Genomic DNA, 16,556 nt, shown 5'->3' on the forward strand with positions numbered 1-16,556 from the left:
AGTTTGGAGAGATTCTGATTTAATTTCACTATAAAATTTCGCCCCATCCTACGCCATGCATCTTTGTGAGCATCGAAAACGCAGTTCAAATTTAGTATGACAGTACCCTATCACTTGTTATAGTAATCCTCTAAAATAGATGCCATTTGTGTAAACCATCAATGTATTACCGTTCAACTTACTGCAAACCCTTATTGCACCAGCAGTAGCTAAGTAACGGACTGTCCGCTCCACCAACGTAAGGCTAATCATAATGACCCCAATAATTAGAGTCGCCATCGCCGGTTACGGCAACCTTGGCCGCGGCGCACAAGCCGCCATCAAACAAAGCCCAGACATGCAGTTAGTCTGTGTATTCAGCCGCCGAGACCCTGCCTCCGTCACCCTGATTGACGACAGCGTGCCCGTGTACGCCATGGACGATATTGCCCAATATAAAGACGAGATAGATGTGCTGATATTATGTGGCGGCTCTAAGTCTGATTTGCCTGAGCAAGGCCCAGCGTTGGCTGGTTTATTTAATATTGTCGATAGTTTCGATACTCACGCTAAGATTCCTGAGTACTTTGCAGCACTTGATACACCTGCCAAGAAAGCCAACAAAGTCGCCATGTTGTCCGTCGGTTGGGATCCCGGTTTGTTTTCCATCAACCGCTTATACGGCGAAGCCATTTTACCGGTTGGCGAAACCTATACCTTTTGGGGCAAGGGCTTAAGTCAGGGCCACTCAGATGCGGTACGCCGCGTAGATGGTGTGAAATCAGGCGTGCAATATACCATTCCGTCAGAGCCTGCCATGACACGGGTACGAAATGGCGAGCAGCCAACGCTGAGCACCCGCGAGAAACACACCCGCGAATGCTATATCGTGCTAGCAGATGGCGCAGATGCCGATACCGTACGCAACACCATCGTGACCATGCCGGACTACTTTGTCGACTACGATACCAAGGTACACTTTATCGACCAATCAACGTTTGAGCGTGACCATCAAAAGATGCCCCATGGCGGTTTTGTGATTCGCAGTGGTGTAAGTGGCATGGATGATGAGCAGAATAATCAAGTGTTGGAATTCTCATTAAAGCTTGGCAGTAATCCCGAGTTTACCTCTAGCGTACTCGTAGCCTATGCCCGCGCCGCCTATAAAATGAACTTGGCAGGCGAAACTGGTGCGAAAACCGTACTCGACGTCGCACCTAGCTTATTATCTCCTAAGTCTCCAGCTCAGCTGCGTAAAGAACTACTATAAACGCCTGCTCTAGACCAGAAATAAAAAACTGAGCTAAAAAAAGCACCGAACCTTAATGGCTTGGTGCTTTTTTTATAATCTGGTTTTTGGTGGGCTAGAATCAGTTCAAAATAAAAGCGCTACGTTATGGCTATATGCGACTGGTATAAATTTTCCTTGCTTGCTGTGCGCTTTGCACTCCAGAGGCTACGGAAAATTCATCCCAGTCACACTGTATCGATTTTAAAGTAACTCTACTATATGCTAAATAAACAGTAGAAATCTTTCTATGTGATTTAAAGCTCATTGACGATGTATAAGGATTTTTCTTTATAAATCATTCAGACCCAACCCTCTTCCAAAAGGTGCTCGGTGTTACTCACTTTAAACTCATGATATAAGTTAAAAAACACCGTTGGATCTTCAACATTATCGAGTAACCCACGTTTATTGAGCGCGACAAACATCGCCAGCGCATAAGCCGCACAATGGATAGATTTCTTAGGATTAAACTCACGATCCGTAAAAGCTTGATATTGCATGACTTCCTCATGCAGATGAGTATTTTGCTTTAGAGCATTCACATACAGCCAGTCATAAAATGTAGTCAATGGCTCTACACTCCATTCCATACCAAAATAATTATAGCCAATCAGCTCACCTGAGGTTGTTAAACGCTCATCCTTTTTGGCTTGTCTTGGCGGGACTGTCAGCAAGTCAGTATACGGACCACCATCCTCAAAAATCATGCTGCTCTGAAAGGCATTTTCGACACTATACGCTTGACCATCATGCTCATTGGTAAGTTTTAAGCTTAATGGACTGAGTGGAAAACTCAACTTATTGCCAGATTTACTCGATAGCTCTAAGACGTGACTAAAGCCATATTTTTTGCGAATGACTTGATGCATATCATTGATGGATTTTTTCTTTTGTCTACTGGCAAACCCCACGTGCCGCTCAAATCGTACCATGTCAGTTTTGACCAAATTGTCACTATTGACTCTAGGCATGAATACCGGTCTGTGTTCTACCGCGTTTTGCGCTTGTTCCATAGGGTTCTGTGTTTCTTGCATTGCAATATGCCTTATATCTTAATTATCAATAGTCTTGTATAAATGTGTTTTTATAACGCGTCTTTTATAGCTGGTGATGTGCAATATAAAGTCGTGCTTCATCGTCGCGGCCATTATTGAATACTACTTTATATTCTCTAATCACCCCAGCAAATGGAATTTCACCCTGCATCGCCTTATAGTGGGCAGTGATGCGCTCATTAATGATGTTTAGCTGCTTTTGACGCGGTAATAGCCTGACTTCATCATCTAATGAGATGCGTTTAAATTTATCCACCGCCATATATGAATTGAATGACGGTCTAAAGTCTTCATTAAAGGTAATATCAGCATAAACAATCGGTGTGATGGCATTTAATAAATGACTGGCATCGCGCTCTAACTCTGCTAAAAGGGGTTGGTATACCATTTTATCGATGCCCAAAACGCTACATAACTTTTCAACAAATTCCGAGGCAGCATACTTAAAATCGTAGATTTTATTAGTCAGTCCCAACGCAGGGCTAGATAGAACTGTTTGCAAGCGATTAATGGCCTTGTCTGTCGTTTTAGGATGATTATGATACCCCATTAGCGTCAGTATTTCATGATGGGATAGCGTTTTTTGCTCGATACGTTTTAGAATGATAGATTGCAGTGTCGTTGTCGATTGACTAGAAATAGTCATATGAGGCGCTCCTGTTACTCTGTGTATGCCAAAATGATTCAGCACAGTCGCTTTAACTTTACAGAGAAAAAGGAGTTGTGCGTTTTACCAGTTATTGTTTTTCATCGTGCTGGAAGTAGCGTTAAACCCACGATGTCCTTGTATATTAGCAAGGATAAAAATATTTGTCGAGCTGTACGCTTTCTTCGGCATAGATGATATGACTTATCCATGACCAAAGAGCGAATAGAAATGAGAAGTGGTTTAATATTATGATTTAGCTAAAAAAGGGGCTAAATCTCATAAGCCTGATACCTCAAGCTTACTTACAGCACGGAGTTAGTAACTATCGCAGTCAGACTAAATCTTAGCTTATTGAAGACAAAGGAAAAACCACCACCTCATCCCCATCTTGCCACGGCTGAAACTTAGTCATCGCTTGCAAAAAAAGCGGATGCTGAAGCCAATCTTGTAGCCAACGCTGCAAATTTGGATAAGGGAGATTGTAAAAAACATCGCGATTTACATGAGCGAATTGACGGACAAAAGGCATAATCCCAATATCAGCAAGCGTGATACCCTTCCCTAGCAAATAAGGATTTTTAGTTAGTAATTCCTCTAAAAGCTGTAAAAATACTTCACCCTTCTGTCGATACTCTGTTTGGCTCATCTCGAGATGACGGTCAGCGTATTTATAGCGATCTAGCCAATGTTTAAACTCGTTATCGTTTTTATCAATCAAGACATTCGCGTCATGTAAAGCTGCATCATGAAGCAATCCTTGCGGATCTTGCTGCGCAAGCGCCCATATCATTATCTCTCTACTCTCTTCAATCACCGTGCCATCTAAAAGCTGCAACACAGGTACCGTACCTTTTGGGCTAATCGCTAGCATTTGCGGCGGCTTATTTTTCAGCGTTATCTCGCGCAGCTCTACCTGCAGCTCGGCAAACAATATGCCAAGGCGGACGCGCATGGCATAAGGGCAGCGACGAAAAGAGTACAGACACGGATAAGAGGAAGTCATAGGTAGGTTTCGCCATTAAATTGAAATTGAGATTAATAATTTTAAACATAAAAGCTAGCGTTTTATGGCTAAGGTATGTGCGGATTTTAGCTGTGGTCATGGCCATACCTTCACCTACTCATGATAACAATGCTAGTGCTTGCCCTCAAGGCTAGGTTTGATGTTTAATAATATAGCGAGCCCGCTTAAAAAACGTTCGCTCAATTTTAAAATAATAGTTAACCAATAAAAAAGCCTCACGACTTTTAATAGTAGTGAGGCTTGTTTTTAATCTGATACTTAACCTAAAACATTGTAAAGGTGATTGTCTAAAATTATAAGATTAATAATGCTTAGGCTATTAAACGCTGCTGGATTTTGGCAATCCATATTCTATTTTACCGACCACTTCATCTTGCTGCTCAACAATCAAGCGATAGCCTTTAATAATCCCATCATAAGGCAGTTGACCATCATGCTGCCGATAATGCTCGCGGATACCTTGTTTAATCACGGCCTTACGCGCAGCTTCATCCAATTTAGCAAATCCACTTGGCAAACGTACTTGCTCTAAGAACGAGACTCCCCAACGCGACATCCAATTTGCGCCGCCAGTAAATTTATAATCGACATCGGCTTGTAAGCGATATCGAGGTTGCGGCTGAGGACAATGCGCCAACTCATATTTAATCTGGGCAATATCTTCGGCAAAGCGCTCATAAGGCAGTTCTAGTACCAAAAATAGCTTGGCTAAAAACTCATCGGCGGTAAAGCATTTATCCATATAGCTACCATCAAGACCAAGATGTTTATTAGACAACACATGACGCAAACGATCACAGGCAGGAATCGTGTACTTAATAGAATAACCCATGGCTTTGACAATATCTTGCGCGCACAGCTCGAGGGTGTCTATTTGAGTGATTGCATATTGTGCTAAAGGATGACGCGGATGATAACGGCGAGTATATTTGGATGGATTGGCAGATTGGCTCATGATAGTGAAGACCTTAGATTCCTATAACTCCGACGAAAAAGTATAAAATCAGGCACAAATGAGGATGTCGGAGTACAGGCTCATGCGCTTTACCAGGATTGTTTTATATCGTGCTGGAAGTTGCAAGGTTTGTACGCCACCACCCATTGCAATCATGATAATTTGCAATAGCAATTGGTAACGACAAAACTGTTAAACCCACGATAGATGATTAGATCGTTTAATAATGATAGCACATCAGCTCATAGAAAATAAATACTGATATCAATGCTTCTTTTTTAAAGAAATATCCTAATCTTCACCATGATACGTCGCTTCATCCATCCAAACAATAGGGTCTTCACACAAATGAACCAAGTGATACCAAATATCACTACTGCGAGCGATACGGTGATGACCGCCGTCGAAATAATCAACTTCCCAGCTATCCGGCAGATTGACCAGAGTTCGTCTAGCGACCGCCACATCCAAACTTTCATCGTCGACTTCCACCATAACTCGTACCATCTCAGTATTTGAGGTCGGAAAAGACAGTTTCATATCGGCCACTGCCAGAATACGGTCCGCTAAAACGTCACTTGGATAAATACAAGGCGCAATCAAGAGCGCGCGTAAGTTATATTTATGCGAGAAATGATTGGCAAACCAACCACCAAGCGAATGCCCTGCCAGCACCACGCGTGGATAGTCTTGCATCTTTTCTTGAATTAAAGCATCGTAAATTTCAAATATTTCTGCAAAATTTTCGCGGTAATTGACCGTTTGACAATATTTCGGCTCCCGTGTGATACAAGTATACTTACTGGTCTCACAACTCGAATCGAGACCATGAAAAAACAATAAAAACGTCTCGTTATTTTCGATAGGAAACATCATAGCTCTCTCCTTTTTTTATTATTGTTTAGACCTACTTTTTATTCATTTGCTTCGTCATTTAAACCGCCTTTTGATTGGTAATCTGCGCTTGGTATAAACCCAAAATCTCCTTACAAGCCTGCATGGAGATATTTTTTGCAAAACCTTTGTTAAACTAAAAATCGTAAACGGCTTGGACAATGGCTTTTACCGCCTCAGTATCTTTTGGCTTTTGCTCTGTTAATTTACGCGCAATATCTTTTGCCTGAATATCCGACTCATTGTAGGGCGCACTCCAGCCCACACAATAGCGATAAAGCACATCATTAATGGCCAAGATAAATATGGCGTCAGCCACGCCATACTGTTCGATAAATTGTTCTAACACCGAGCAGCGCTCGTCATAGAGCAAAGGCTCTATCGGCATCTCATCACGCTCAGTCACACAATCAGTACTCACCACGTTTGAGGGCTTGCTAAAATCCTGCAAAAGCAATGGATAAGATCCGCCAATTCCGCCCTTCTTGACAACATTGAATTGCCAAATGCCATAATGCTTATTAACGCCCTTATAAGGCACATTGATAAACCACTGCATCAGCGCATCGCTATCATAAATGATATGAATACTGCCAATACGCACCGCTTGCTTGGGTAAAACATCCGTGTATAAACGGTCTATATTATCGCTGTAAAGCTTTATTTTTTCTACGTTTTCAGCACTAACATCACCAAGCTTAGCCCTTGCATCACCTATGTTTCGGCACAGCCTAAAAGGCGCGACAAAACTTAAGGTATCATCGGTATTATTGACAAAATACACATCATCTTCATAATTGTTTATCGAAACCGTCTCAAGATAAAACAATGGGCTGTTTCGCACCCGCCCTTTCTCATCATTCGCCAGTGCCGTTATTCCAGACAGTTTTGCCCCCTCTGACCACTGCATATCGTCTATGCGTTTTTGCTCAAATTGATAGGTTAACTTTGTCATCGTTTTATCCTTATTATTTTGATTTTAGTTTGTTCGTTGCAGTATTTTTCGTATTGTTTTTCGTTCTGTTTTCTTTTTTTTAGGCTTTAGTAAGCGCAATTTTAAGCCAGCCGAGTCTATTCGCCATTTTGTAAAATGACGTCATTAGCTATAATTTAAGTAAGTTAATCGGTTTTAGAATGTAGGATTCGGTGTTTTTTCTAATTGTTTAGCTGTAGCTGGTCATTATAGTAAAGCTGCTTTTTTTATCGTTATTACGCTTAAAAAATTAAAATCAACGAGCGTTTTTCTGTTCAGTCTTTCTGATTATCAATCATTATGTTTTTTGGGGTTTAGGTTTGGATTTGTACAGGCGAAGTGGTTTAGAAGTAAACGAAAATAATACTGTTTAAAAAATACTGTTCAAACGACATCATTAAAAATGCTTGCTAAAGACAACTCAGTTAAAAAGTGAAGCGTTGCGCCCCGAGGGTTAACTGTTTGTCATGTTATTTTTGCCTGACTCAATAACTATAATATAAAACCTTATAAAAATAAAGAGGCTAAAAAAAGCTGTGCGACAACTGCTGTCGCCCAATCACTTATTACTAGATTTATCACTAAATTTATCATTAAGCTTATTATTTATTGAACCAATTTATATAAAAAAACCCCATAAGCTGAATGCAACTTATGGGGTTTTCTTTTGCCAAATTGTGAATCAGATATCTAAAATCTAGCACGCCATATACTAGCGTTTGATGAATGATTTAATAAATGAATTAACGTTCTAAATGCAGATACTGCATATGACATTCGTACTGATGCAAGATATCGACCAGCACTTGCTCTTTGGTATAGCCAACCAAGTCATACTCTTGCGAGCCATCACTTAAAAACACCTCAGCACGGTAATAAAACTCGGCCTGCTTGCTTGAAGTATTCAGTGTAAAGTTCGGACGCTCAGCTTTGATGAGATTGACTTCATAGATAAAGTCATCTTCATCGCCATGACCGACGCGCAGTTTTACCCCATCTATCTGACCATCATCTTCATCCATCCCAGCGTCTATATCTTTACTGATACTGGCCAGATTTCGGATATCCAATGCCGTCTTAAGGCCACCATCTTTTAGCTCTTTTTCAACTTCAATCATGGCAGGCTTAACGACTGTCTGTAAAAAGCGTTCGACTTGTTTATGGCTTGGGAAACTGACGATACGTTGCAAGCGCGCCTTCCAACCTTTACCACTATCGAGCACGTTTGCCGTACCAACGGTACTGGCTTTGCGCTTATTACCCTCTTCTTTTAATGACTTCCACATAGCCATCATGTAAAGCACTAAAATAAGTGAGAACGGTAAACCGGCAATGACAGACACCGATTGTAGCGAGGCAAAACCACCCGCAAACAGTAAGCCTAAAGTAATCAAACCCGTGGCTGCCGCCCAAAATAGGCGCAACCAAACAGGTGCGTCGGTATCATTGGTCATACCTCTTGAGCTTAGGTTCGCAAGGACTAAAGCGCCTGAGTCAGCAGACGTCACAAAAAATATCAGGCCAATTACCACGCCTGCCAATGAAAAAGCATCGCTATAAGGGAAGTATTCAAACAAGGCAAACATACCCATCGCCGCATCATTGACGGCGATTTCACCAAGCTCGGTGGCACCATTGGCGACCAAATCTATCGCTGAATTACCAAAGATAGAGAACCATGCAAAGATGAAACCAAGTGGAATAAACATCACGCCAAAGACAAACTCTCGCAAAGTACGACCACGGCTAATACGCGCGATAAATAATCCTACAAAAGGTGCCCAAGCAACCCACCATGCCCAGAAAAATATCGTCCAACCTGATTTCCAATCAGCACCAGCCGTACCATCATAAGCATAGACATCAAAGGTTTTAAAAATAATAGTCTGGAAATATTGACCAATATTTTGGGTAAAAGTATTGAGTAAATAAACGGTATTACCCAGTACTAATATGGCCAATAGTAGCAATATCGATGACAGCATATTAAATTCGGATAAACGGCGCACGCCTTTTTCAACGCCCGTCATAGCAGAAATAGCGGCAGCAATAACCACGCCTAAGATAATCAGGCTCTGCACCATTTTGCTAGATTCGATACCGAATACATGAGTCAAGCCGGCGTTGGCCTGCAATACCCCAATACCTAAACTGGTGGCAATACCCATTAAGGTACAGACGACGCCAAAGGTATCAACACCATCACCAAGCCAGCCTTTGATTAAGCGCTCACCGAAAATAGGGGTCAGCGGTGAACGTAGGGCAAGTGGCATGTTTTTACGATAAGCAAAATACGCCAATGCCATCCCGATCAAGGCATAAATGCCCCAACCATGAAGACCCCAATGTAAAAAAGTTTGCGACAGTGCTTCACGCATCGCTTCTGCACTGGCAGGCTCTAAACCAGTATGCGGTGTCAAATAATGCATCAACGGCTCAGAGGCACCAAAGAAGAGTAAATCAATCCCGATACCCGCGGAGAACAGCATCGCCGCCCATGCTAAAAACGGGAACTGGGCTTTTTCGTGGTCTTGCCCAAGCTTGATATCACCGTATTTAGAAAAACCAACAAACAAGGCAAAAATACTATAAGCGGCAACCACCAGCATATAATACCAGCCAAAACTCTCTGATACCCATGCCATGCTTGAGCTTAATAATGTCTCACTATAATCTGGAAACACAATCGTCCAGATGATCAATAAAATAGAAATAATAGCTGAACCTAAAAAAACCGTCTTATTTAGAGTCAGGGGTTTCGTCGCATCTTCTGATGGCGAGCTGTACATAAAAGACCTCGATAGGTAAATTAAACAGGGTCTGATATTGCTTTGTCCGTCATAGTCTTATGACTGCATAGTTTTATGACTAATAGTTTTATGACTAATAGTCACATAAAATACGTATCACCGCATGACGCACAAAGCAGTACCAATAAATAAAATTTGCTAGATATAAACTGTTATTAAAATAGCAAAGCAAATGCTAAACAGAGGCCGCCTTAAAGGCTTTATTTGCTTAACATACGCGCTGATAAAAAAGACCTTTACTGTGAAAGGCCTTCTTTTTTGAAATGGTCTTATATTGTTTATTGTCCAATAGCTTATGCCGTCGTTTAGACACTCATTTAGACAGCCATTTAAACAACAGAACTGTAATCACGCATCGGCTCGGCTCTGAGCGGTGCGCCATTGGCGACATAATAGTCAGCCGTCGAGCGTGGTAATTGCTTACCTTTCATCTTATCAACGATTTTTTCGGCGAGCATAATGGTGGTCGCGTTTAGATTACCACTGATTATATTTGGCATAATCGACGCATCGACCACGCGCAAGCCATCGATACCGTGTACCAGTCCTTCGCCATTGACCACCGAATCATTACCTTCGCCCATCGCACAGGTACATGATGGATGATAAGCCGTCTCGCTATGGTTACGGACATACTCGTCTAACTGTGCATCGGTCACCAAATCATCGGTCGGCGCAATAGCTCGACCACGATAAGGGTCAAGCGCTGGCTGATGCATAATCTCGCGAGTGATACGCATGGCGGCGCGGAACTCTTGCCAGTCTTGCTCATGCGACATATAGTTAAATAAGATACTTGGATGCGCGCTTGGATCTTTCGAGGTTAGCTTGACGCGACCGCGACTTGGGGAGCGTAATGAGCCCACATGCGCTTGGAAGCTGTGTGATTTCACCGCGCTGCGACCATCGTAACGCACCGCTAACGGCAAGAAATGATACTGAATATTAGGATGGGTAAACTTCTCATCGGTACGGATAAAGCCGCCACCTTCAAACTGATTTGACGCCCCAAGCCCGGTGCCATTAAACAACCATTCCGCACCAATGGCAGGCTTATTCCACCATTTATTGGCAGGCGCAATCGAGACCGGCAGCTTACATTCATACTGCATATACAGCTCTAAATGGTCTTGTAGGTTATTACCGACGCCCGGTAAATCTAGAATTTCAGTCACGCCCACATCTTTAAGCCATTGACCAGGACCAATCCCTGAACGCTGCAATAACTGCGGCGAGGCAATCGCACCCGATGAAACAATCACTTCACGAGATGCGTAGAAGTTTTTGGTTTGACCTTGATGCGCAACTTTAACACCGACAGCGCGCTTACCATCAAAGAGAATCACATCAGTCAATGCGCCAGTTAAAATAGTGATGTTACTGCGCGGTTTGGCACGGTCAAGATAACCACGCGCCGTGGAGGCACGGCGACCATTTGGCGTCACAAAACGATCCATTGGCCCAAAGCCTTCTTGCTGATAACCATTTAGGTCATCCGTGCTCGGGTAGCCAGCTTGCACGCCCGCTTCAATCATCGCTTCAAACAGCGGATTGACTCCTGGCTTTGAGGTGGTCATTTCAACCGGACCACCGACACCATGATAATCATTCTCGCCAGCGTCACAGTTTTCTAACTTTTTAAAATAAGGTAGGCAGTCTGAATAAGTCCAATCTTCTAAGCCTTTTATTTTGGCCCAATCGTCAAAATCAAGCGCATTGCCACGGATATAGCACATCCCATTAATCAATGATGAGCCGCCAAGACCTTTACCGCGACTACAGTCCATGACGCGGTTATTCATATAAGGTTCGGGATCGGTTTTATAACCCCAGTTATAAGTGGTTCCTTGTAACGGCATCGCGAGCGCCGCTGGCATCTGCGTACGAAAGTCTAAGCGATGGTCCGGACGACCCGCCTCTAACAGCAACACCTTAATGTTGGCATCTTCGGTCAAGCGGGTGGCCAGCACATTTCCTGCTGAGCCTGCGCCGACGATGATGTAGTCATATTCAGGTGTGGTTGATGTCATAAAACGCTCCATAATATTAAAAAAATCCATCATTTCATATCAGTAAGGCGGTGCCAAAAGGACAAATGAGTCCTCATACGCCAACCTTACTGTTTTAAAAATTTTTACCATACAACTGCTTAAAATACCGATTCAAACTTACCAAGCTCTACTTGGATAGATTTGGTCTGCGTATAATGCTCAAGTGCTTCAATGCCATTTTCGCGGCCAATACCAGAATGCTTATAACCGCCCACTGGCATTTGCGCGGGTGACTCACCCCACGTATTTAACCAGCAAATACCCGCTTCAATCTGACCGATTACTCGATGCGCTCGGGTCAAATCAGCGGTTACCACTCCTGCTGCCAAGCCATACTCGGTATCATTGGCGCGGCGAATGACTTCTTCTTCCGTCTCGTACGTCAATATCGACATCACGGGACCAAATATTTCCTCACGTACGATGCTCATATCATCGCTGCAATCCGTAAACACAGTCGGTGCGACAAACGCGCCATTGGCAAGCTCGCCTGTTGTGACACGTTCGCCGCCAGTCAATAGACGCGCGCCGCCCGCTTTACCTTGCTCGATATAGCCAAGCACTCTGTCCATATGTGGGAAGCTGACCAATGGCCCCATGTTGATGCTCTCGTCCAGCGGATTGCCTAAATTAATACGCTCGACGCGCGTTAAGATAGCTTCTTCAAACTTGGCTTGTAAGGTTTTGGGGATAAAGACGCGCGTGCCATTGGTACAAACCTGACCGGTACTATAGAAGTTCGCCATCATGGCAATATCAGCAGCGGTATCGATGTCAGCATCATCAAATATGATTAATGGCGACTTACCACCAAGCTCTAAGGTCACGTCTTTAAGCGACGATGATGCCGCGCTTGCCATGACTTTTTTACCCGTTGGTACGCCGCCCGTAAACGATACTTTGGCGATATCAGGATGCTGGGTTAGCGCTTCGCCAACTTTATAATCCCCTTGCACAACGTTAAAGACGCCGTCTGGTAAGCCTGCTTCTGTCAAGATTTCTGCCAGTTTTAGTGCCGTTAACGGTGTGACTTCTGAGGGTTTAAAAATCATCGCATTCCCAGCGGCCAATGCTGGCGCTGCCTTCCACATCGCGATTTGAATCGGATAATTCCACGCGCCGATACCTGCGACCACGCCAAGCGGTTCGCGGCGGGTATAAACAAAGCTGCTATCACGCAGCGGAATCTGACGACCTTCAAGCATTGGCGCAAGACCGGCATAATACTCAACGACATCGGCACCGGTGGCGATATCAACATATTTGGTTTCAGAAAGAGCTTTACCCGTGTCTTTGGTTTCAAGTAATGCCAGCACATCATTGCGTTCGCGCAATATCGCAACCGCCTTTAACAAAATCCGACTGCGCTCAACCGCTGTCATCGCTGCCCACACTTTTTGACCTTTTTGCGCCGCTTTTACCGCTTCATTAACCTGCTCATTAGTTGTTTGTTGAATGATAGCTAACACTTCACCTGTCGCTGGATTAATATCTTCAAATGTCGCTAATGATTCATCGACCGCCAAATAACGACCGTTGATATAAGCGGTTTGTATTTGCTCTAAATCGATGATGTCTTTTAAGTTGTTTGGGTTGCTTATGTTTGAATCTGTCATAGGTTCTCCTATCGACGACTGGTAAAGGCTTTATAAAAAAGCCAATAGCAAATAATGTCGTCATGGGTTAAGTATTTAAAATAAATTTATATCGTTTATTTCTAAAATTTTTTCTTTAAGCATTTCTTTAATAAACGCTTAAAGCGCTGTGTTTAAAGTATTGTGTTTAAATCAAAACAAAGCAGCGTTTTATTCATGTTCAGGTTGGGTCATTTTTAGCAAACGCTCACGTAATGATTTTTTATCGGATATATTAATGCCGGAAAAATCAGAGAGCCAAATACCATCAGCGACCAGACGCACCATGCATAACGTTTCGGTATTGTCAGTTGGTTTATGCTTGTCTAATTGCTCATTTGACCACTCAGCCCACAGCTTGCGCAGCTCGCTGTCCGCCAGCATCAATACGTATAAGGTTGCCTGATTATCAAACTCTTCCTGCCCTTTTTCACCTAAGCTAATCGTGGCATTGATGTAGGCACGGGTAAACGAACCGTAAGGCACTGGGTCTTTGGCCATCGCCGTATCAACCTCTGTCTCAAACTTTTTCATCGCGTCATGGAATACTTCCAAAATCAACGCATTCTTGGTAGTGAAATGATGCATCACCCCACCTTTGGTCACCCCAACTGCATCGGCGACGGCTTGAAAAGTGACTTTAGACAACCCCTGCTCTAGCGTGATGCGTGCTGCCTGATCAAGCAGCGCACGACGTACGATTTCTGGCTGTTTTTTACGTTTATAAGCATTTTCTGTTTTCATTTTTATCTCGATGTTCATGCACCAAAGAGTTTGAGAATAAGTTTGTCGCCACTATTACCGCTTTCTATGCCATCCATAATTCTGACAATTTTGACAATGCTAGTGATGGCAACTACCGCCGTATAACCAGTCTTTACTAAATACTTCACGCCAAGCACTTAAAAATAATGACTCTTGCAAGCTCATCATAAGCTCTTAGCCATGATGCTAAGACGCAGACATGAGGTTTCTGCCTTAAAGAAGATAGGGATTATTTATTTATCCAAAGTTCAGAAAGCCGTTTTATAAGGATAAAGTTATCTATCGTATAAAAGAAACCACACGGTCGGTATTTTATAGAAATAATACAGCAATGTGAAGGGCTAGTATGTATCTGGGTTTTATAGAACATTATTCTAGAGAAAGTTGTTCTAGAAAATACTATTTTAGAAGAGGCTGATTTAGACCACATTGGCTTAGATAAAGCTACATGGTCTAAATAGTAGAGAAATGAATGTTGAAGTTTTAAGTCAAGTAGACTGATGGTGCCTATCAAGTATCAATATGGTGACACTTGATAACAGCAAGGAAAATTTATACCAGTCGCACATAGCTATAACGTAGCGCTTCTATTTTGAACTGACTATGCTATCGACTCAGGTAAATTTTTAACGCCGATGCTTGCCGCATCGATAGCGCCCGCGATATAACCGGGAAACGGCGCTGACCATTCGCTTCCGATACCGCTCAGACTGTTTGCCCAGACGCCAGATAGCGCTTTAGACATAGGGGCTGTGGCATGCTGACCATCACTATTTGCATCAGCAGCGGTTGCCGTAAATGGCTCTTGCGCCCAGTCCTTAAGATATTCAGCCTGAGGTGATTCTGTTTGCGCCCCAAATAACCGCACCAGTTGCGCACGGCAATGGGCCTTTAATACGTCTGCAGAGACAGTTTGGCGTACGGATGCAGGTACGCCTATAAAACCAAATAATGCCCCGTTACCATCTGTCACCGATGCATCATGAATCTCAACCATCGGTCCTTGTCCGCTGCGTGCTGAGCCTGACAATCCTTGTTGTTGCCAAAATGGACTGTCATAAACAGCAAGGTACTTAGCGTGCGGCGCCATCCATGTGGCCGTCCCTCGCCACTGTGTCTTGAGATTAGTCGGTAAAGCAGGCTCGAATATTATGCTTTCTTCTGCCAATCGAGGCGGTAGCGCCAGTAACACATGCTGCGCTTGCCACTGCTGTGTCTGACAAACAGCCACTTGCCCAGATTCAGCTTCGCTAGTGATTTCAATATACTGCCCAGTATTATGCAGCTGATGCACTTTTTGATTGGTCAAAATCCGCGTGGCATCTAAACGCTGATAGAGCGCGTCAATCAATGTCGCCATACCACCCTTAAGTCGCATAGACGGCGGCGCACTTTTATAGCCGTGCGTACGCATAGCAGGCTCATTAGGCGAGCGCTCAACCAACATATCGCCCTCTTCGAATTGTGTAAAACTCTCTAACTGCAATTCATCAATCAAACGCGCCAACTGCTGCTGATACTCTGGCCAAAACCATGATGGTCCCAAATCAAAGCCACTGGTGTTATCTATTATTTGTGCAGTATTTGGGTCAGTTGCCCGCGCGGTCACAATACGACCACCCAAGGTTGGACGCGCTTCTAACAGCACATAATCAACGCCTTTTTTCTCTAATAAATAAGCCGCATACAAGCCACTTAAGCCGCCGCCAATAATCGCTACAGGTACTGTTTGCATATTATGCTCCTTCCACGTCAGCACCGATGATATGAGACAGATGACCAGTTTTAAGATAAACCGTAGCGCCGTACTCGCCTGCCTTTATTGGTGTCAGCGCATCTACTGGCAAGCGTATCCAACCACCGCGAGTATAAATTTGAGCGTTATCTATTATCCTTTCTTCTACTAATTCGACATCTATCAGCTCGCCGTCTATCATTTCACCGTCTAGCACTAATATCTCAGCGCCGCCTTTGATAGCTTCAGTAAATAGCACCTCATTAGTATCCAAGCGTTGTAAGCTGACCTGCTCGCTGGCGTCTGAGAATAAATGACAGACATCACGATTGCCTTGTTTTTGCCAATTTGCCGCATCATTGGTATCGATGGCGACATAACGCGCCTCTGCTGCTGGCATTTGCCAAAGTTTGACAAAAATAACCGCGCCCTCTTTACTATACGGCTGATGACCAGAGTTTGGTGGATTGCGTAAGTAGCAACCTGCTGGATAATCGATATTATCTGCCGAAAAAGTACCCGACAACACCAAAATCTCCTCGCCGCCCGGGTGCAAATGATGGGGGAAATAAGAGTCAGGGGCATAGCGCACGATACTGGTGGCACGGGCTTTTTCTGCGCCGACGCGGTCGAGCATCACGCGCTCGACGCCATTTTGCGGTGATGACACCCATTGATAGTGTTCGGGCGCTAATGAAGCACGGCAGGTAAAATCTGCATTGATAAGCATAAATTATCTTC

The 16,556-nt window shown here is 43.6% G+C and carries 13 protein-coding genes; 1 reads left to right on the forward strand and 12 read right to left on the reverse strand.

The annotated features are described in order from the left end of the window. Positions 1 to 253 precede the first annotated feature (253 nt). On the forward strand, positions 254 to 1,249 hold the full coding sequence (locus QJS82_RS07160) for a diaminopimelate dehydrogenase (protein WP_281490022.1): 996 nt from the start codon (positions 254 to 256) through the stop codon (positions 1,247 to 1,249). Positions 1,250 to 1,569: 320 nt separating this feature from the next. On the opposite strand, the gene QJS82_RS07165 is transcribed toward QJS82_RS07160, so the two are convergent. From QJS82_RS07165 to QJS82_RS07220, 12 genes are all read right to left on the reverse strand, one after another. Continuing rightward, positions 1,570 to 2,283, reverse strand: a complete 714-nt coding sequence (locus tag QJS82_RS07165) for a DarT1-associated NADAR antitoxin family protein (RefSeq protein WP_281491689.1) — start codon at positions 2,281 to 2,283, stop codon at positions 1,570 to 1,572. A gap of 85 nt (positions 2,284 to 2,368) precedes the next feature. After that, complete coding sequence (locus QJS82_RS07170; protein ID WP_281490023.1) at positions 2,369 to 2,971, reverse strand: hypothetical protein; 603 nt, start codon at positions 2,969 to 2,971, stop codon at positions 2,369 to 2,371. Positions 2,972 to 3,317: 346 nt separating this feature from the next. Next, positions 3,318 to 3,977: a glutathione S-transferase gene (locus QJS82_RS07175; protein ID WP_281490024.1), complete on the reverse strand. Its 660-nt coding sequence runs from the start codon at positions 3,975 to 3,977 to the stop codon at positions 3,318 to 3,320. Positions 3,978 to 4,317: 340 nt separating this feature from the next. Further along, entirely contained in the window at positions 4,318 to 4,953 is a 636-nt protein-coding gene (locus QJS82_RS07180; RefSeq protein ID WP_281490025.1) for a hypothetical protein, read from the reverse strand. Positions 4,954 to 5,244: 291 nt separating this feature from the next. Then, positions 5,245 to 5,829, reverse strand: coding sequence for an alpha/beta hydrolase (locus QJS82_RS07185; RefSeq protein ID WP_281490026.1), 585 nt, complete (start codon positions 5,827 to 5,829; stop codon positions 5,245 to 5,247). Between the two features lie 154 nt (positions 5,830 to 5,983). Continuing rightward, a complete protein-coding gene (locus QJS82_RS07190; protein ID WP_281490027.1) occupies positions 5,984 to 6,802 on the reverse strand; it encodes a hypothetical protein in 819 nt (272 codons plus the stop codon). Between the two features lie 761 nt (positions 6,803 to 7,563). After that, positions 7,564 to 9,609 (reverse strand): choline BCCT transporter BetT, encoded by a 2,046-nt coding sequence (gene betT / locus QJS82_RS07195; protein ID WP_281490028.1) that lies wholly within the window; start codon positions 9,607 to 9,609, stop codon positions 7,564 to 7,566. Between the two features lie 350 nt (positions 9,610 to 9,959). Further along, positions 9,960 to 11,660 carry a choline dehydrogenase gene (betA, locus tag QJS82_RS07200; RefSeq protein ID WP_281490029.1) on the reverse strand — a complete coding sequence of 567 codons (1,701 nt, stop codon included), beginning with the start codon at positions 11,658 to 11,660 and terminating at the stop codon, positions 9,960 to 9,962. Positions 11,661 to 11,779: 119 nt separating this feature from the next. Then, positions 11,780 to 13,297, reverse strand: coding sequence for a betaine-aldehyde dehydrogenase (gene betB / locus QJS82_RS07205; RefSeq protein ID WP_281490030.1), 1,518 nt, complete (start codon positions 13,295 to 13,297; stop codon positions 11,780 to 11,782). Positions 13,298 to 13,486: 189 nt separating this feature from the next. Continuing rightward, positions 13,487 to 14,059, reverse strand: a complete 573-nt coding sequence (locus QJS82_RS07210) for a TetR/AcrR family transcriptional regulator (RefSeq protein WP_281490031.1) — start codon at positions 14,057 to 14,059, stop codon at positions 13,487 to 13,489. A 622-nt stretch (positions 14,060 to 14,681) separates the two neighbouring features. Further along, positions 14,682 to 15,815 (reverse strand): flavin monoamine oxidase family protein, encoded by a 1,134-nt coding sequence (locus tag QJS82_RS07215; RefSeq protein ID WP_281490032.1) that lies wholly within the window; start codon positions 15,813 to 15,815, stop codon positions 14,682 to 14,684. Position 15,816: 1 nt separating this feature from the next. Then, positions 15,817 to 16,545, reverse strand: a complete 729-nt coding sequence (locus QJS82_RS07220) for a cupin domain-containing protein (protein ID WP_281490033.1) — start codon at positions 16,543 to 16,545, stop codon at positions 15,817 to 15,819. Between the last annotated feature and the right edge of the window lie 11 nt (positions 16,546 to 16,556).

It is taken from the genome of Psychrobacter maritimus (assembly GCF_029953575.1).
GTDB classification, from domain to species: domain Bacteria; phylum Pseudomonadota; class Gammaproteobacteria; order Pseudomonadales; family Moraxellaceae; genus Psychrobacter; species Psychrobacter maritimus.